This window comes from Paraburkholderia sp. 2C (assembly GCF_054589215.1).
In genome coordinates this window covers 117600-133398 of sequence record NZ_BAAILL010000080.1, presented here as the reverse complement: position 1 = coordinate 133398, position 15799 = coordinate 117600, and the positions used below count along the sequence as shown (strand labels likewise).

At 63.0% G+C, this 15799-nt stretch carries 13 protein-coding genes and 1 tRNA gene; 5 read left to right on the top strand and 9 right to left on the bottom strand.

The window, feature by feature from the left end:
* Positions 1-159: 159 nt before the first annotated feature.
* Positions 160-822, bottom strand: coding sequence for an RlmE family RNA methyltransferase (locus tag ACYPXD_RS33820; protein ID WP_459722892.1), 663 nt, complete (start codon positions 820-822; stop codon positions 160-162).
* Between the two features lie 258 nt (positions 823-1080).
* Here ACYPXD_RS33820 and ACYPXD_RS33815 point away from each other — a divergent pair, with 258 nt between their 5' ends.
* The gene (locus ACYPXD_RS33815) at positions 1081-1617 is read left to right on the top strand and encodes a YhbY family RNA-binding protein (protein WP_459722889.1); all 537 of its coding nucleotides are present in this window, start codon (positions 1081-1083) and stop codon (positions 1615-1617) included.
* A gap of 278 nt (positions 1618-1895) precedes the next feature.
* Here the strand turns inward: ACYPXD_RS33815 and ACYPXD_RS33810 are convergent, their stop codons facing one another.
* The 7 genes from ACYPXD_RS33810 to gloB form a co-directional block, all read right to left on the bottom strand.
* Complete coding sequence (locus tag ACYPXD_RS33810) at positions 1896-2411, bottom strand: DUF4149 domain-containing protein (protein WP_459722885.1); 516 nt, start codon at positions 2409-2411, stop codon at positions 1896-1898.
* Between the two features lie 23 nt (positions 2412-2434).
* The gene (gene greA / locus ACYPXD_RS33805) at positions 2435-2911 is read right to left on the bottom strand and encodes a transcription elongation factor GreA (protein ID WP_459722881.1); all 477 of its coding nucleotides are present in this window, start codon (positions 2909-2911) and stop codon (positions 2435-2437) included.
* A gap of 165 nt (positions 2912-3076) precedes the next feature.
* Complete coding sequence (gene carB, locus ACYPXD_RS33800) at positions 3077-6331, bottom strand: carbamoyl-phosphate synthase large subunit (protein WP_459722877.1); 3255 nt, start codon at positions 6329-6331, stop codon at positions 3077-3079.
* Between the two features lie 119 nt (positions 6332-6450).
* A complete protein-coding gene (gene carA / locus ACYPXD_RS33795) occupies positions 6451-7617 on the bottom strand; it encodes a glutamine-hydrolyzing carbamoyl-phosphate synthase small subunit (protein WP_459722872.1) in 1167 nt (388 codons plus the stop codon).
* Positions 7618-8003: 386 nt separating this feature from the next.
* Positions 8004-9245 (bottom strand): MFS transporter, encoded by a 1242-nt coding sequence (locus ACYPXD_RS33790; protein WP_459722866.1) that lies wholly within the window; start codon positions 9243-9245, stop codon positions 8004-8006.
* A 219-nt stretch (positions 9246-9464) separates the two neighbouring features.
* Positions 9465-11162: a transglycosylase SLT domain-containing protein gene (locus ACYPXD_RS33785; protein WP_459722863.1), complete on the bottom strand. Its 1698-nt coding sequence runs from the start codon at positions 11160-11162 to the stop codon at positions 9465-9467.
* A gap of 292 nt (positions 11163-11454) precedes the next feature.
* A complete protein-coding gene (gene gloB, locus ACYPXD_RS33780; protein ID WP_459722860.1) occupies positions 11455-12258 on the bottom strand; it encodes a hydroxyacylglutathione hydrolase in 804 nt (267 codons plus the stop codon).
* Between the two features lie 18 nt (positions 12259-12276).
* Between gloB and ACYPXD_RS33775 the strand changes: the two genes are divergently transcribed.
* From ACYPXD_RS33775 to ACYPXD_RS33760, 4 genes are all read left to right on the top strand, one after another.
* Entirely contained in the window at positions 12277-13095 is an 819-nt protein-coding gene (locus tag ACYPXD_RS33775; RefSeq protein WP_459722857.1) for a class I SAM-dependent methyltransferase, read from the top strand.
* Positions 13085-13531, top strand: a complete 447-nt coding sequence (rnhA, locus tag ACYPXD_RS33770; protein WP_459722855.1) for a ribonuclease HI — start codon at positions 13085-13087, stop codon at positions 13529-13531. Before ACYPXD_RS33775 ends, rnhA begins: the two co-directional genes overlap by 11 nt.
* Before the next feature lie 32 nt (positions 13532-13563).
* Positions 13564-14325, top strand: a complete 762-nt coding sequence (dnaQ, locus tag ACYPXD_RS33765) for a DNA polymerase III subunit epsilon (protein ID WP_459722852.1) — start codon at positions 13564-13566, stop codon at positions 14323-14325.
* 48 nt (positions 14326-14373) lie between these two features.
* Positions 14374-14448, top strand: a tRNA-Val gene (locus ACYPXD_RS33760).
* A gap of 738 nt (positions 14449-15186) precedes the next feature.
* Here the strand turns inward: ACYPXD_RS33760 and ACYPXD_RS33755 are convergent.
* On the bottom strand, positions 15187-15799 hold a 613-nt coding region (locus ACYPXD_RS33755; RefSeq protein ID WP_459722849.1), incomplete at its 5' end, for a hypothetical protein.

The window sequence follows — 15799 nt, the reverse complement described above, 5'->3', positions numbered from 1 at the left end:
AAGCGCCTACATTTGCCTTGCGGCACCACTCAGGCATTCTAATCCAGACCGCAGACCCCTGCCATAAGCATTCGCTACGGCATATATAGCGAGCCGCACCACGCCGGCGCCGTTTTCCGGCACATTGAAAATAACAAACTGGCATTTGAATCGCGTTTTTCAACGGGGACGCTTCAAATGCTTGCCCAAAATAAACGTCTCAGACGATTTGTCCCGCGATGCTTTGGGTTTGCGGGCTGCCACCGTCTTAAACTGCTGCTTGAACTTTTCGACAATCTGACTGTAACCGCTGCCGTGAAAACATTTGACTAAAAGGGCACCATCCGGCTTCAGGTGGTTTTGCGAAAATTCCAGCGCGAGGTCGCAAACATGCTCGATTCGCGCGGCATCCGCCACCGCCACGCCTGACAGGTTGGGCGCCATATCCGAAATTACAAGGTCGACGAGGCGCTCGCCGACCACTTCTTCCAGTTGTTCGAGCACGCGCTCCTCGCGGAAGTCGCCCTGGATGAAGTGCACGTCCGCGATCGGCTCCATGGGCAACAGGTCGAGCGCGATGATCGTGCCGTCGATGCCGCCTTCGCGCGCCGAGTCGCGCCGCGGACTCTGCGCGAGCTTGTTGCGCGCGTACTGGCTCCAGCTGCCCGGTGCCGCGCCGAGGTCGACGATGACCTGCCCTGGGCGGATCAGCTTGTCCTGCTCGTCGATCTCCTTGAGCTTGTAGGCCGCACGGGCGCGATAGCCCTCCCGTTGCGCCATTTTCACGTACGGATCGTTGATGTGGTCGTGCAGCCACGACTGGTTAAAGCGGTTTTTTGCCATTAATCGTTGAACTTTTGCTGCGTGATGCCGCACTTTTAGCGGATAATACGCGTTTAATCTGTGCGGCTGCGAGCGCACCGTTTCTGGTCGTTTTCGGCCCGCGCTTTAGCTCACCTTATAGCTGGCGTCGGCGAGCCGCTGTGCCTGGCTCTGTGTTCGCGCCGCCGCGGTCGTAGCAGATGCAGATCCATACCCATGCCGCCGCACGACAGACCGCGGCCGCAGCGGTGCCATTCTAGTCGAGTCCCTCACCTTTCCATGCCAGCCCTCAAAGTCTCCTCCGAACAACGCGCCGCCCTGCGCTCACAGGCTCATGCACTCAAACCTGTCGTGCTCGTCGGCGCCGAAGGCTTGACCGATGCCGTGCTGGCCGAAATAGACGTCCACCTCGTCGCTCATGAACTGATCAAGATCCGTGTATTCGGCGATGAGCGCGACGAACGTGTCGCGATCTACGACGAGATCTGCGATCGCCTCAACGCCGCGCCGATCCAGCATATCGGCAAGCTGCTCGTGATCTGGAAGCCTGAAGCCGCGCGCCCTGCCGCCCGATCGCCGCGCCGCAACGCGTTGCCGAGCGCAGGCGAAGCGGCCGCCGCCGAAAAAGCGTCGACGCAAGGCCGCGCACCGCGCGTCGTCAAGGTCGTCAAGCTTTCCCCCGATAACCCGATGCGCCGTCCGAAGCCGCAAAAAGTGGTGGTACGCGGCAACGAACGCGTGACCGCCGGCGGCAACATCAAGCGCGCAAAGAAACGGCAGACCAGCGCGAAACGTCAACGTCAATCGACGAAGTAACCGGTAACACGTTTCGCCGCATGCGGCGAAACGTCACGGCGACGGGTTACGGCCATGGTTGATGGCCATGGGTTCCGACGAAAAGGCGGCGCAAAGCAAGGCCGCCCGAAGCAACACTGTGGCAAACCGGTAAACCGAGACTTTACGCACTTGCGCGCCACGTGCGACATGAAGCCGCAGGCAGCGATTCAACCAGCCTGAACACGCCATTCGCATTCAGCTGCGGATTTGTCTTTAACGGAAGAAGCCGCGCAACGCGCAGCTTGAAAATCGACCGCTCAGCCGGCCGCTTTCGTGCGACCCGCGGTCGAATCCGCGCGCGTCCCTGACACTGCCGCCGTCGCAGCAGTCGGCAGTTTCCACACGAGCGCCAGCGCCAGCAGGCTCTCGATCAGGTAGAACAGACTCGACACGCCGTGCAACATACCGAAGCGGCTGGCATAGACCGAATGGCCGACGTCGGTGCCCGCTTCCTGTGCGGCAATGCGTAGCGCATTCATAAACGGCTGCAGCGCGAAGTACCCGACCAGCACGCAAACGAGCATGCCGGCCACGAGCCAGCGCAACCGTTTATAGGCGACTTCGTCGCGGCGAATCAGCACATTGCACAGCGCAAGCAGCAACACGCCGCATACGACGCCGATCACACCTTCGATACGAAACAGCTGCGCGGCAACGGAACCCGCCGTGATGCGATCGAGCGAAGCGAACAGCACTGGTGCGACCACATAGCCGATCGTCAACAGAGTGCCCACCCACACAACCGTCAGCAGGCGGAAGATTCGATGCGGCATCAAGGTCACCTGGCGTGTGTCGATCAGACGTAGCGAACCGAGATGATCTCGTATTCGCGCACCCCGCTAGGCGCTTGCACCGATGCGACGTCGCCTTCGGACTTACCGATCAGCGCGCGCGCGATCGGCGAGCTGACCGAGATCAGACCGTGCGCGAGATCCGCTTCGTCGTCGCCGACGATCTGGTACGTCACGGTGTCGCCACTGTTGAGATCTTCGAGCTCGACCGTGGCCGCAAACACGACGCGCCCATCCGCATCGAGTGCGGCGGGGTCGATGATCTGCGCGGCGGCCAGCTTCGATTCGATGTCGGCGATACGCCCCTCGATGAAGCCCTGCTTCTCTTTTGCTGCATCGTATTCGGCGTTTTCCGACAGATCGCCCTGGGCACGCGCTTCCGCGATCGAATTGATGACCGCGGGACGTTCTACCGATTTCAGGCGCTGCAATTCATCGCGCAACTGGTCAGCGCCGCGTTTCGTCAATGGAATAGTGCTCATAAACAACTCTTTGGCAAAAAAACGGCCTTAAAAAAAATCAACCGCGGTTAAGTGCATCCCCAAAGAGGTACCCGATGCCGGGACGCTCGCATCAGAGCCCGATCCGGTACCTTCAGGGACGCCGCTTAACCGCGGCACATACAGCTTCGACAGAGATTCGAAGCCTTAGTTTAGGCGAGCATGAAGCCCTTGTAAATCATAGACCTCGAGATCCTTCAGATACCGCAGCCCCTCGACCGCCGCCCGCGCGCCCGACATCGTCGTGTAGTACGTGACCTTGTTCGCCTGCGCGCTCATGCGGATCGAACGCGAATCGGCGATCGCCGCGCGGGTTTCGTCGACGGTCGTGAACACAAGTGCGATCTCGCCGTTCTTGATCATGTCGACGATATGCGGGCGACCGTCTTTCACCTTATTGACGACGCGCACCGGCACGCCGGCCGCCTCGATCGCCGCGGCCGTGCCCTTGGTCGCGACGAGCGGGTAGCCCAACTCATGCAGCATGCGTGCGACTTCGACGGCCTTCGGCTTGTCGGCGTCCATGACCGTGAGCAGCACCGTGCCCGACTCGGGGAGGCGCGAACCCGCGGCGAGCTGCGACTTGAAGAGCGCCTCGCCGAACGTGCGGCCCACGCCCATCACTTCGCCGGTCGAACGCATTTCCGGTCCGAGCACCGGGTCGACGGTCGGGAACTTGATAAACGGGAACACGGCTTCCTTGACGCTGAAGTACGGCGGCTCGACTTCCTTCGTCACGCCTTGTTGCGCGAGCTTCTGACCGACCATCGCGCGCGCGGCGATCTTCGCGAGCGGCAGGCTCGTGGCCTTCGACACGTACGGTACCGTACGCGACGCACGCGGATTCACCTCGAGCACATAAATCACATCACGCTTCGAGCCGTCTTCCCGCGGCACCTGCTGGATCGCGAATTGCACGTTCATCAGGCCGACCACGTTCAACGCCTTCGCCATCGCGGCGGTCTGGCGCTTCAGCTCGGCGACCGTTTCGTTCGACAGCGAATACGGCGGCAGCGAGCAGGCCGAGTCGCCCGAGTGCACGCCTGCCTGCTCGATGTGCTCCATCACGCCGCCGATAAACACGGCATCGCCATCGGAGATGCAATCGACGTCGCATTCGATCGCGTCGTTGAGGAAGCGGTCGAGCAGCACCGGCGAATCGTGGCTGACCTTCACCGCTTCGCGCATATAGCGCTCGAGGTCGCGCGGCTCGTGCACGATCTCCATCGCCCGGCCGCCGAGCACATACGACGGACGCACGACGAGCGGATAGCCGATTTCGTCGGCGAGTTTCAGCGCTTCGTCTTCGTTACGCGCGGTGCGATTCGGCGGCTGGCGCAGTTGCAGTTGCTGCAACAGCTTCTGGAAACGCTCGCGGTCTTCCGCCGCATCGATCATGTCCGGCGACGTGCCGACGATCGGCACGCCGTTCGCCTCGAGATCGAGCGCGAGCTTCAGCGGCGTCTGACCGCCGTATTGCACGATCACGCCAAGCGGCTTTTCCTTGTCGACGATTTCGAGCACGTCTTCGAGCGTCAACGGTTCGAAGTACAGGCGGTCGGAGGTGTCGTAGTCGGTCGAAACGGTCTCGGGGTTGCAGTTGACCATGATCGTTTCATAGCCGTCTTCGCGCATCGCGAGCGCCGCGTGCACGCAGCAATAGTCGAACTCGATGCCCTGGCCGATGCGGTTCGGACCGCCGCCGAGCACCATGATCTTCTTGTTGTTGGTCGGGTTCGCTTCGCACTCTTCCTCGTACGTCGAGTACATGTAGGCCGTTTTCGTCGCGAACTCGGCCGCGCACGTGTCGACGCGCTTGTAGACCGGGCGCACGTTCAGTTCGATACGACGCGCGCGCACGTCGGCGGGCTTCGCCTTCAGCAGCTTCGCGAGGCGCCGGTCCGAGAATCCGCTTTGCTTCAGATAACGCAATTCCTGCGCGGACACGCTCGCGAGCGTGCGGCCTTCGAGCGCCTTTTCCTTCAGCACGATCTGCTCGATCTGCGCGAGGAACCAGGGGTCGATCGCGGTTTCCTCGAACACTTCCTGCGGCGAGAGACCGAGACGGAACGCATCGCCGACATACCAGATGCGATCCGGGCCGGCCTCGCCGATCTCGCGAATCACTTCGTCGCGGCTCACGGTCTTTTCGTCGAGCCCGTCGACGCCGACTTCGAGACCGCGCAGCGCCTTCTGGAACGACTCCTGGAACGTACGGCCGATCGCCATCACTTCGCCGACCGACTTCATCTGCGTGGTCAGGCGCGGATCGGCTTCGCGGAACTTCTCGAACGCAAAGCGCGGAATCTTCGTGACGACATAGTCGATGGTCGGTTCGAACGACGCCGGCGTCTGACCGCCGGTGATCTCGTTCTTCAGTTCGTCGAGCGTATAGCCGACCGCGAGCTTCGCCGCGACCTTCGCAATCGGGAAGCCCGTCGCCTTCGAGGCGAGCGCCGACGAACGCGACACGCGCGGGTTCATCTCGATGACGATCATGCGGCCGTCTTTCGGGTTGATCGCGAACTGCACGTTCGAGCCGCCCGTATCGACGCCGATCTCGCGCAGCACCGCAAGCGACGCGTTACGCAGGATCTGATATTCCTTGTCGGTGAGCGTTTGCGCCGGCGCGACGGTGATCGAATCGCCGGTGTGGATGCCCATCGGATCGAGGTTCTCGATCGAGCAGACGATGATGCAGTTATCCGCGCGGTCGCGGACCACTTCCATCTCGTACTCTTTCCAGCCCAGCAGCGACTCTTCGATCAGCAGTTCGCGCGTCGGCGAAAGATCGAGGCCGCGCTTGCAGATCTCTTCGAACTCCTCGCGGTTATACGCGATGCCGCCACCCGAACCGCCGAGCGTGAACGACGGACGGATCACGACCGGGTAGCCGATGCCGCCCGTTTCCGCCGAGATCTGCGCGTGCACCTTGAGCGCCTCTTCCATCGAATGCGCGGTGCCCGACTTTGCCGACCCGAGGCCGATCTTCGTCATCGCGTCCTTGAACTTCTGGCGGTCTTCGGCCTTGTCGATCGCTTCCGGCGATGCGCCGATCAGCTCGACGTCGTACTTGCCGAGCACGCCGTGGTGATGCAGATCGAGCGCGCAGTTGAGCGCGGTCTGACCGCCCATCGTCGGCAGCACCGCGTCGGGGCGCTCCTTCGCGATGATGCGCTCGACCACTTCCCACGTGATCGGCTCGATATACGTGACGTCGGCCGTGTTCGGGTCGGTCATGATCGTCGCCGGATTGCTGTTGACGAGAATGACCTTGTAGCCCTCTTCACGCAGCGCCTTGCAGGCCTGCGCGCCCGAGTAATCGAACTCGCACGCCTGACCGATGATGATCGGACCCGCGCCGATGATGAGGATGCTTTTAATGTCTGTCCGCTTGGGCATAACGCTCTCGCTAATCTCTATTGCTGTGTTCTTTCCGGTGGCGCGCTGAAATCGCGGGGCCGGCTTTGCCGCCCCGCTCCGCTACGCGCGCCAGAGTTCTGTTCGCGTACGCGAGACGCTTACGCCGCCGCAGTGTGGCTGTTGGCGCTGCTGTGCTTGCGGGCATCCATCAGCGCGGTGAAGCGGTCGAACAGATAGCCGATGTCGTGCGGACCGGGCGACGCTTCCGGGTGGCCCTGGAAGCAGAACGCGGGCTTGTCGGTCAGCGCGAAGCCCTGCAGCGTGCCGTCGAACAGCGACACGTGCGTGACCTTCGCGTTCGCGGGCAGCGTGGCCGCATCGACTGCGAAGCCATGGTTCTGCGACGTGATCACGACGCGGCCGTCTCCGAGATCCTTCACCGGATGGTTCGCGCCGTGGTGGCCGGTTTTCATCTTCATGGTCTTCGCGCCGACCGCGAGGCCCATGATCTGATGGCCGAGACAGATGCCGAAGGTCGGAATGCCGCGCGCGATAAATTCGCGTGTTGCTTCGATCGCGTAGTCGCACGGCTCCGGGTCGCCGGGGCCATTCGACAGAAACACGCCGTCCGGATTGAGCGCGAACGCGTCGGCCGCGGTGGCCTCGGCGGGCAGCACGGTGACCTGGCAGCCGCGCTCCGCGAGCATGCGCAGGATGTTGTGCTTGACGCCGTAGTCGAACGCGACCACGCGATACGTCGGCGTGTTCTGCAGGCCGAAGCCGCTGCCGAGGCGCCATTCGGTCTGCTTCCACTCGTACTGGCTTTTCGTCGATACGACCTTCGCGAGGTCCATGCCCGCGAGGCCCGGGAACGAACGCGCGAGTTCGATTGCCTTCGTTTCGTCATCGGAGCCGGCGAGAATGGCGCCGTTCTGTGCGCCCTTGTCGCGCAGAATGCGCGTGAGCTTGCGCGTATCGAGGCCGGCGATCGCGACGACGCCTTCGTCGCGCAGATAGTCGGACAGCGTGCGCTCCATGCGGAAATTCGACGCGAGGACCGGCAGATCGCGGATGATCAGGCCGGCGGCATGGACTTTCGTGGCTTCTACGTCTTCTGCATTGACGCCGACATTGCCGATGTGCGGATACGTCAGCGTGACGATCTGTTGCGCGTAGCTCGGGTCGGTCAGGATTTCCTGATAGCCGGTGATGGCCGTGTTGAACACGACTTCACCGATCGTATGACCGGCGGCGCCGATCGAGTAACCACGAAAGACCGTGCCGTCGGCAAGCGCGAGCAGAGCGGGAGAAAATGACGGCAACACGGGGGACTCCTTGGCGGAACACCCTGTTGCCGACCTGTCCATCCGCTCGAGCCGGTGCGTGCGCATTGTGCGACAGCGTGTCGGCCGATGCAGGCGTGAGCCCGCTCGCGTGGCGCAGCCCGGTTTCGCACGGGATTCAGGTTCGCACTTGCCCGGCTGGTCCGCGGCGAAGGCGGATAAGGCGGCGCGTGGAGAACAAAGCCTGAAGCAAAAGCCTGAAACGAAACTGCGGGCGCGGCGGCGGATGAACGGTTTAGAAGAGGTAGGCGCTAGGGTGCGGGTTGATAAGCTCAAACCTTGGAATTATAGCCTGAAAGCGCCCTTCCCTTCAAATCCGAGATAGCTCCGCCCGCCCGCGAACCGGTTCCGGAGCGGACGGCGCAGGCCTACGGCTGGTGCTTCGCCAGCATTTGCGCGGCATTCGGCAGCACCTGGCTTGGCAATACGTACCAGATCGCTCCGGCGATCTGCAGGCCGAGCAGGATCGCCCACGTGGTCAGGTGCGCGGTCGCCGGATAGTGGCCCGCGACCGCCGGCCAGTGCGACAGCACCGCGCCCACGCCCACCTGAAAGCCGAAGATCAGCATAAAGATCACCAGATTCATTGTCGTGTTCGCGCGGCCGATCATGTGCGGCGCGAAATAGCGCGGCAACAGCGCGTAACTGAGGATGCCCGTGCCGCCGAAGAAGCCGTACGCCGCCCACAGCAGCCCGGCCGGCAGCGGCGCGTCCAGCATGATCAGCACTTGCGTGACGACGAACAGCAAACCGCCGATTCCGCAAAACGCGTACAGCGACACACCGCGCCGCTCGAGACTGCGCGCCGCCGCGCCGAAGCCGACACAGCCCGCCATCATCGCGAAGCCGAGCACCGAGACGAGCGCCGCGGCCGGCCCCGGCTGGAAACCGCTGACATCGCGCAGCCACGCACCGACCCAAAGCGACTGCATCGCGTAGAACACGCCTTGCGTAATCACGGGGAACGACGCGATTTTCCAGAATGCCGCGCTGCGCAAAATATCCAGCGTGCCCTTGAACTGGCCCATTAGCGTCGTATGGCGCGGCGCGCCCTGCGTGTCGGGCGCGCACGTCCACAAAATCACGGCCACGGCCACCGTCATCACGCCGAGGCCGACACAGACCGTGCGCCAGGTCGTCAGCGTGAGCACCCAGGTGAGCGGCGAACCGACCACGACGCCGCCGAGACCGCCGACCGCCATCGTGAGCCCATTGACGAGCGGCAGACGCGCCGCCGGGAACTGCTGCGCGAGCGCCTTGAACGCGGCGCCGAGGCACACCGATACGCCGATGCCGATCAGCAGGCGCCCGATCATCATCACGCCGATGCCGTGCGCGGCGCCGAACACCCAGATGCCCGCCGCCGCAAACAGCAGCATGCCCGCGGTCGTGCGGCGCGAGCCATAGTGGTCGAGCAGCACGCCGGCCGGGATCTGTGCGCCCGCGAAGCCGAGGAAATAGAGGCTCGTCAGCAGGCCGAGATCGGTGGCCGATAGCCCCATCTCCCGCGTAATGAGCGGCGCGAACCCAAGGTTGACGCCACGAAACACGTACGAGACGAAGTAGCCGGCGGAAAACAGCAGGAATACGCGAAGTGGGGTCGACAACATGAGTGCTGGACTGGACAGACAGTGGACAAAAGCGGCCTGAACGCGGCTAACGGGGAAGCGGCCAGAGCCAGAACATTAAATGATTTGTGAAAAGCCCGCTTAAATGAAAACGCCGCCACAGAGGTGGCGGCGCTGAACAAACGAGGCGTATCGGAGCGCACTGCATGCGCTGCCCCCGCAGCGCATGTTTCGACATCCTCGGCATACCGCCTGTTGTGGTTACTTCTTGCCCTTCTTCGCGTTGGCCGCGGTCTTCTGGCGGCTAGGCGCCGCGGCTTTCGGCGACTTTGCGGCGGACGAGTCGGCCGCCGTCGAAACCTTTTTCACGCCGCCCGTCTTACCCGCATGTCCGGAGGCCTTCACGACGCCCGACTTGCCGCGGGCCTTCTGGCTGCTTTTCTCGCTCTTCGATGACTTGTCATCGTCGTCGGCGCTGTCGCCGCCGACGCGCGCGCTGATCTTCTGCACGCCGCCGCCACGCACGTCCGTCGCGAGCCGCTCCGGACCCGGCTCAGTCGGCACACGCTTGCCGACCGGCACGTGCAGCACGATCACCTGGCCGGCCCGCACGTCGTTGCGATGCGTGCGGTTCCAGCCCTTCAGCTGACCGACCGAGACGCCATAGCGGCTCGCCAGCGACGACATCGACTGCGAACGGCGCACGCGAATCAGCATCTTGCGCGTATCGGGGACGTCCGGCTCCATCGCGAGCACCGCGCCTTCGGCGACATCGGCGCTGATGTCTTCGTCAACGTCGTCGCCGCGCGGCACGACGATCGTCGAGCCCGGTTTCAGACGCATGCCCGACGGAATCTTGTTGACCTCCATCAGCGTGTCCGCGTCGACGCCGATTTTCTGCGCGATCGCCGCCGGGCGCGAGCGCTCGGTGACCGTATAGGTGGTCCACGAAGACAGCGATCCGCTATACCCCTTGAGGTTGCGCTCGAAGGCGCTGGCGTTGTCGAACGGCAACAGAATCTGCGGTTGCGTGGCGCCGAGAATAACGGGCTTCTTGAACGACGGATTCAGCGAACGGAACTCTTCCGGCGTCATGTTCGCGAGTTTCGCGGCGACATCGACGTCGATATCGTGCGACGTCGTCACCGTGACGAAGTACGGGTGGTTAGGAATTTCCGGCAGCGTGAGCCCATACACCTGCGGGTTCTCGATGATGTTCTTCACGGCCTGCAGCTTCGGCACGTAGTTGCGCGTTTCCATCGGCATGCGCAGGCTTTGATAGTCGGTCGGCAAGCCCGCCGCCTCGTTGCGCGCGATCGCGCGCTGCACATTGCCCTCGCCCCAGTTGTACGCGGCGAGCGCGAGATACCAGTCGCCGAACATGTCGTGCAGCTTCGACAGATAGTCGAGCGCGGCGCTCGTCGACGCGAGCACGTCGCGCCGCTCGTCCTGCCACATGTTCTGCTTGAGGTTGTACGTGCGGCCCGTGCCCGGCACGAACTGCCACATGCCGGCCGCCTTCGCGACCGACAGCGCCTGCGGGTTATACGCGGACTCGATGAACGGCAGCAGCGCGAGCTCGGTGGGCATATGCCGCGCTTCGAGTTCCTCGACGATGTGATAGAGGTACTTCTGCGAGCGTTCGGTCATGCGCTGGACGTAGTCCGGACGCTGCGCGTACCAGTTGACCTGCATGTCGACCAGATCGCTTTGCAGATCCGGCATCTGGAAGCCACGGCGAATGCGGCCCCAGAGATCGGAGTCGGCGCTCGTCAGCTGATCGACCGAACCCTGGTCGACGTTGATGGTTTCTTTGGCGGAAGCGGTCTTGCGAAGGGTATCGGCTACGGCTTGCTGGGTGGCGGGATTGGAGGCGGTGTTGGAACTGACGGTCGTTGGCCCCTGGCTCGCGCACGCGGCGAGCATCAGAACCAACAACGCGCTAAAGATAAATCTCATGGACGTCTCGGCTTCCCGAAAAGGCTGGAACTGCAACCTGAAACGGCTGGCTGGAATGGCTGGAAAAACACCACCGACTGAATCGACCCACTGAACGCGAGTTAAGACGGCGGATTGAACCGCAGAGTGAAATGCGGTTGGAATTTGCAGCCGATAGTACGAAAGAGCGCGGTTTCCGTCAATCGAAAATGTGTGAAAAAGCCCGCCAAATCTGAGGCTTGGCGGGCTTTTTGATGATTCAGATGAAGATTACCTTAGACGTGCGTGGGTCAAGGGAACTTTTTAAAGCGGTTTATCGGAATCTGTTCTTCCATTCCCGCATTAGCGTGAACGCGGTAAGACGGTCCGGCACCGCTTCGTGAAGCTCGTCGGCAAGGGTTGCCTGAACCGCCGGCTCGCCCGCGCGCAGGAACGGATTGACCGCGCGTTCATGGGCGATCGTGGTCGGCAAGGTGGGCACGTTGCGCGCGCGGCGCCCGGCCGCTTCGTCGCGCCAGGCTTGCAGTTCGGCATTGCCGGGCTCGCACGCGAGCGCGAAACGGATGTTGGACAGCGTGTACTCGTGCGCGCAATGCACTTCGGTCGCACCGGGCAGCGCCGCGAGCGAATCGAGCGAATCGAGCATTTGCGCGGGGGTGCCTTCGAAGAGCCGCCCGCAGCCGCAGGCGAACAGCGTATCGCCGCAAAAGACGTGCGGCGTGCCTTCCGAGCCCAGCCCGGGGTCCGCCGCCTGGAAATACGCGATATGGCCGCTGGTGTGGCCGGGCACATCGAGCACGTCGAGTTCGAGCGCGGGTTCGGCGATGCTGACCCGGTCGCCGCCGGATAGTCTGCAGGTCAGATGCTCGATCGCTTCGCCCGCCGGACCGTACACGGGTATATCCTGGCCTTTCAGCAGATCGGCCACCCCGCCGACGTGGTCGGGATGATGGTGCGTGAGTAAAATAGCGCTCAACCGCCAGCCCCGCTTCGCGAGATAAGCCTGCACCGGGGCAGCCTCACCCGGGTCGACCGCCACCGCATTGCGGCCGTCGGATACGAGCCAGATGTAATTGTCTTCGAAGGCCGGGACGGGTACGTATTCAAGCGAATTCATAGGCGACGCATCTTTAACATGTCTGAGCGATCGATTATAGACTGGCCCGCCTGGACGGATTCGCCGCCCGGCCGCTACGTGCTGCAGTGGGAGCAGGCGCAGCTCGACCGGGTCGTGTCGGACGTGTTCGGCTTTCATGCGCTGCAGCTCGGCCTGCCGCAACTCGATGCGTTGCGTGAAAACCGCATGCCGGGCCGCGGTCTCGTACTCGACGCGGCGAGCGGGTCGAGCGCACCGTATGTGTTGCCCGACGGCCACGCGGGCGGCCTGCCCGGCCGCCACTCGCCGACCGCGCGCAGCACCGTGTGGTGCGACCTGCTCGATCTGCCGTTCGAGGCGCAAAGCGTCGATCTGATCGTGATGCCGCATACGCTCGAATTCACCAGCGATCCGCACCGGCTGTTGCGCGAAGCCGAACGCGTGCTGATGCCCGAAGGGCGGTTGATCATCCTCGGCTTCAATTCGTTGTCGCTGTGGGGCGCGCGGCAATCGGTCGGCAAGATGACGGGGCGCCCTTTCGTGCCCGCCGCGCACGACCTCATTGCCTTCACGCGCCTTAAGGACTGGATCAAGCTGTTAGGCTTCGATCTTGATCGCGGGCGCTTCGGCTGCTATCGTCCGCCCCTCGTCAGCGACGTGTGGCTCAACCGCTACGCGTTCATGGAAGCCGCGGGCGACCGCTGGTGGCCGATTTTCGGCGCCGCGTACATGGTGACGGCGATCAAGCGCGTGCGCGCCATGCGCCTCGTCGGCCCGGTCAAGGTCAAGAAACCCGTGCTCGCCGCAGGCCTCGCGCCCGCTGCCACACCCAATACACGCAACAGCAATGACATCTGATCTGATCGAAATCTTCACCGACGGCGCCTGCAAGGGCAACCCGGGCCCCGGCGGCTGGGGCGCCATCCTGCGCTTCGGGGAACATGAAAAAGAACTGTTCGGCGGTGAAGCGAACACGACGAACAACCGGATGGAACTGATGGCGGTGATCGCCGCGCTCGAAGCATTGAAGCGCCCGTGCAAGGCGATCGTGCACACCGACTCGCAATACGTGCAGAAAGGCATCAGCGAGTGGATTCACGGCTGGAAGAAGAAGAACTGGATGACGGCCGCCAGAACGCCGGTGAAAAACGCGGATCTCTGGCAACGGCTCGATGCGCTCGTCGCGCAGCATCAGCTCGAATGGCGCTGGGTGAAGGGCCACGCGGGGCATCCGGAAAACGAGCGCGCCGACGCGCTTGCGAATCGCGGCGTCGCCGCGCTTGCCGACCTGTAAAGAACAACTGCCTGAAGAACACCTGCCCCGACATGCGTCAGATCATCCTCGATACCGAAACGACCGGCCTCAATGCGAAGAGCGGCGACCGCATCATCGAAATCGGCTGCGTCGAGCTGCTGAACCGGCGGCTCACCGGCAACAATCTGCACTTCTACGTCAATCCCGGGCGCGATAGCGATCCGGGCGCGCTCGCGGTGCACGGGCTCACGACCGAGTTTTTGAGCGACAAGCCGAAGTTCGCGGAAGTGGCCGATGCGATCATCGACTTCGTCAAGGGCGCCGAGCTCATCATTCACAACGCGCCGTTCGATATCGCGTTTCTCGACGCGGAGTTTTCGCTGCTCGGGCTGCCGGGCTTCTGCGAGCATTGCGGCAACGGCATCATCGATACGCTCGTGCAAGCGAAGTCGATGTTCCCCGGCAAGCGCAATTCGCTCGACGCGCTATGCGATCGCTTCGGCATCAGCAACGCGCACCGCACGCTGCACGGCGCACTGCTCGACTCGGAGTTGCTCGCCGAGGTCTATCTCGCGATGACGCGCGGCCAGGAGAGCCTCGTCATCGACATGCTCGGCGATACGGCGGCGGCAGGTGCTGCGCACACGCCCGGTGTCGTGCTCGAGGCGCTCGAGTTGCCCGTGCTCGCGGCCACCGACGACGAACTCGCCGCGCACGAAGCGCTACTGAACGATCTCGACAAGGCGCTCAAGGGCGTGAGCGTATGGCGCATCGAACCGGCACCGCCCGTGGACGCGGCTGTCGCGGCGAATGCGGACGCGCAGAGCGCTTAAAAAACCCTTTACGGGGTCGTGAAGCTCTGACATAATGCTCAGCTCTTCGGGTGGTTAGCTCAGCGGTAGAGCACTGCCTTCACACGGCAGGGGTCACTGGTTCGATCCCAGTACTACCCACCAGAATCATGGGTACGTTGGAAGCCCGAAGAACAAAGGCCCTCAGGCGAAAGCCGAGGGCCTTTTTCTTTTTCCCTTTCGTTTTCTGGCGACCGAGCGTACCTCATCGGCCTTGCCCTTTTGGCGCAAATTAGCGCAGTCCCGCACGTTCGACACCAGGGCGGACGCTGAGGCATGGGCCCGCGAAGTCGAATCCGAAAATCGATCGAGGCACCTTCGTCGACCGCATTGAAGGTGAGCGCAACACCTTCGGCGATCGCCTGAAACCCCACGCCAACGAAGTCTCCCCGCGTGCACGTCGGCAGCGCGGCGAAGCGCGAGCGCGTTGGCACTTTTATGTTCCATCGGATCGCAACGAAAGCGTCAATTCGCGTATGTGTACATCAGATTTGATGCGTGCGTCCCGACGCTTGCGACTTGAATCCGCCGCATACGCATACTCACGCGCCCGCGCCGGGTTCCTTCTCTTCATTCAGGGCGCAATGCATTTACCGAGCGCTTCAGCGACCCATCGATGCCTTAATGGGCGCGTGACTCATCGTCCTGAGCGTGAGTCTCGCGTCAGGACTATTGTGATTTTTATAAGGCCCTTTCCCAGTCGAACTTTTGAATTCGCGGGAAACCGCGTGAAAAGGCCCTCAGGCAATTGCCGAGGGCCTTTTGCTTTTGTACCGCGCTGCGCCGCTTTTGTCCCACGCACGCGTATCGCTGGTGCGTCGTTTTGCGCGCACTCCGACCCACTCAAACCCGCGGCGTCCTCCATTCAAAAAGCTCAGCCGCCGTCCGCTCCGCACGCGGCAACTCGCCACGCGCGGAACGCTCGATCAGCTTTTCTTCGACATCGCGCTCGTCGACAAACGCTTCGACTTCGCGCGCCACCGCTTCACGACCCTCGAGACCCTCCGCGCCTTCGATGCCTTCAATACGCTCGAGCTGCTCACGGCGCTCGCGCGTCTCGAGCAGCCGCGCAAGCGCATTGGCATCTCTCGACTCGTGCGTCGCCCCGAACCAGTACGCGGTCACGAGGCGCGCCTCGCTCATGAAATACATCAGCACGCAGCCCGCCGTCGCGGCAATCGAAGGATCGTGCAAAGCATGATCCGCGAAACCGAGCAAGACGACGAACACGACGATGATCGTCGCGATCACAACCGCCGCCGTCAGCAACGGACGCATAAAGAAATACTTGCTGCGCACCCGGTCGTTGTGGCGCAGATGCGCGGCATACCCCATCAAGCCGAGGTTCTTCCAGAAGCCAGGCTGTGCGCCGCGCGCCGCGTTCAGCGCCGGCGCAACGGCCGCGCCGCCACCCATCCGCAACACATAGGCGACGAGGTCCGAGCGGCTTTGCGCT

Bases quoted from the DNA above. Each gene is read 5' to 3' on its own strand.
- ACYPXD_RS33820 (WP_459722892.1), bottom strand. From the start codon at position 822: ATGGCAAAAAACCGCTTTAACCAGTCGTGGCTGCACGACCACATCAAC.
- ACYPXD_RS33815 (WP_459722889.1), top strand. From the start codon at position 1,081: ATGCCAGCCCTCAAAGTCTCCTCCGAACAACGCGCCGCCCTGCGCTCA.
- ACYPXD_RS33810 (WP_459722885.1), bottom strand. From the start codon at position 2,411: ATGCCGCATCGAATCTTCCGCCTGCTGACGGTTGTGTGGGTGGGCACT.
- greA (WP_459722881.1), bottom strand. From the start codon at position 2,911: ATGAGCACTATTCCATTGACGAAACGCGGCGCTGACCAGTTGCGCGAT.
- carB (WP_459722877.1), bottom strand. From the start codon at position 6,331: ATGCCCAAGCGGACAGACATTAAAAGCATCCTCATCATCGGCGCGGGT.
- ACYPXD_RS33790 (WP_459722866.1), bottom strand. From the start codon at position 9,245: ATGTTGTCGACCCCACTTCGCGTATTCCTGCTGTTTTCCGCCGGCTAC.
- ACYPXD_RS33785 (WP_459722863.1), bottom strand. From the start codon at position 11,162: ATGAGATTTATCTTTAGCGCGTTGTTGGTTCTGATGCTCGCCGCGTGC.
- gloB (WP_459722860.1), bottom strand. From the start codon at position 12,258: ATGAATTCGCTTGAATACGTACCCGTCCCGGCCTTCGAAGACAATTAC.
- ACYPXD_RS33775 (WP_459722857.1), top strand. From the start codon at position 12,277: ATGTCTGAGCGATCGATTATAGACTGGCCCGCCTGGACGGATTCGCCG.
- rnhA (WP_459722855.1), top strand. From the start codon at position 13,085: ATGACATCTGATCTGATCGAAATCTTCACCGACGGCGCCTGCAAGGGC.
- dnaQ (WP_459722852.1), top strand. From the start codon at position 13,564: ATGCGTCAGATCATCCTCGATACCGAAACGACCGGCCTCAATGCGAAG.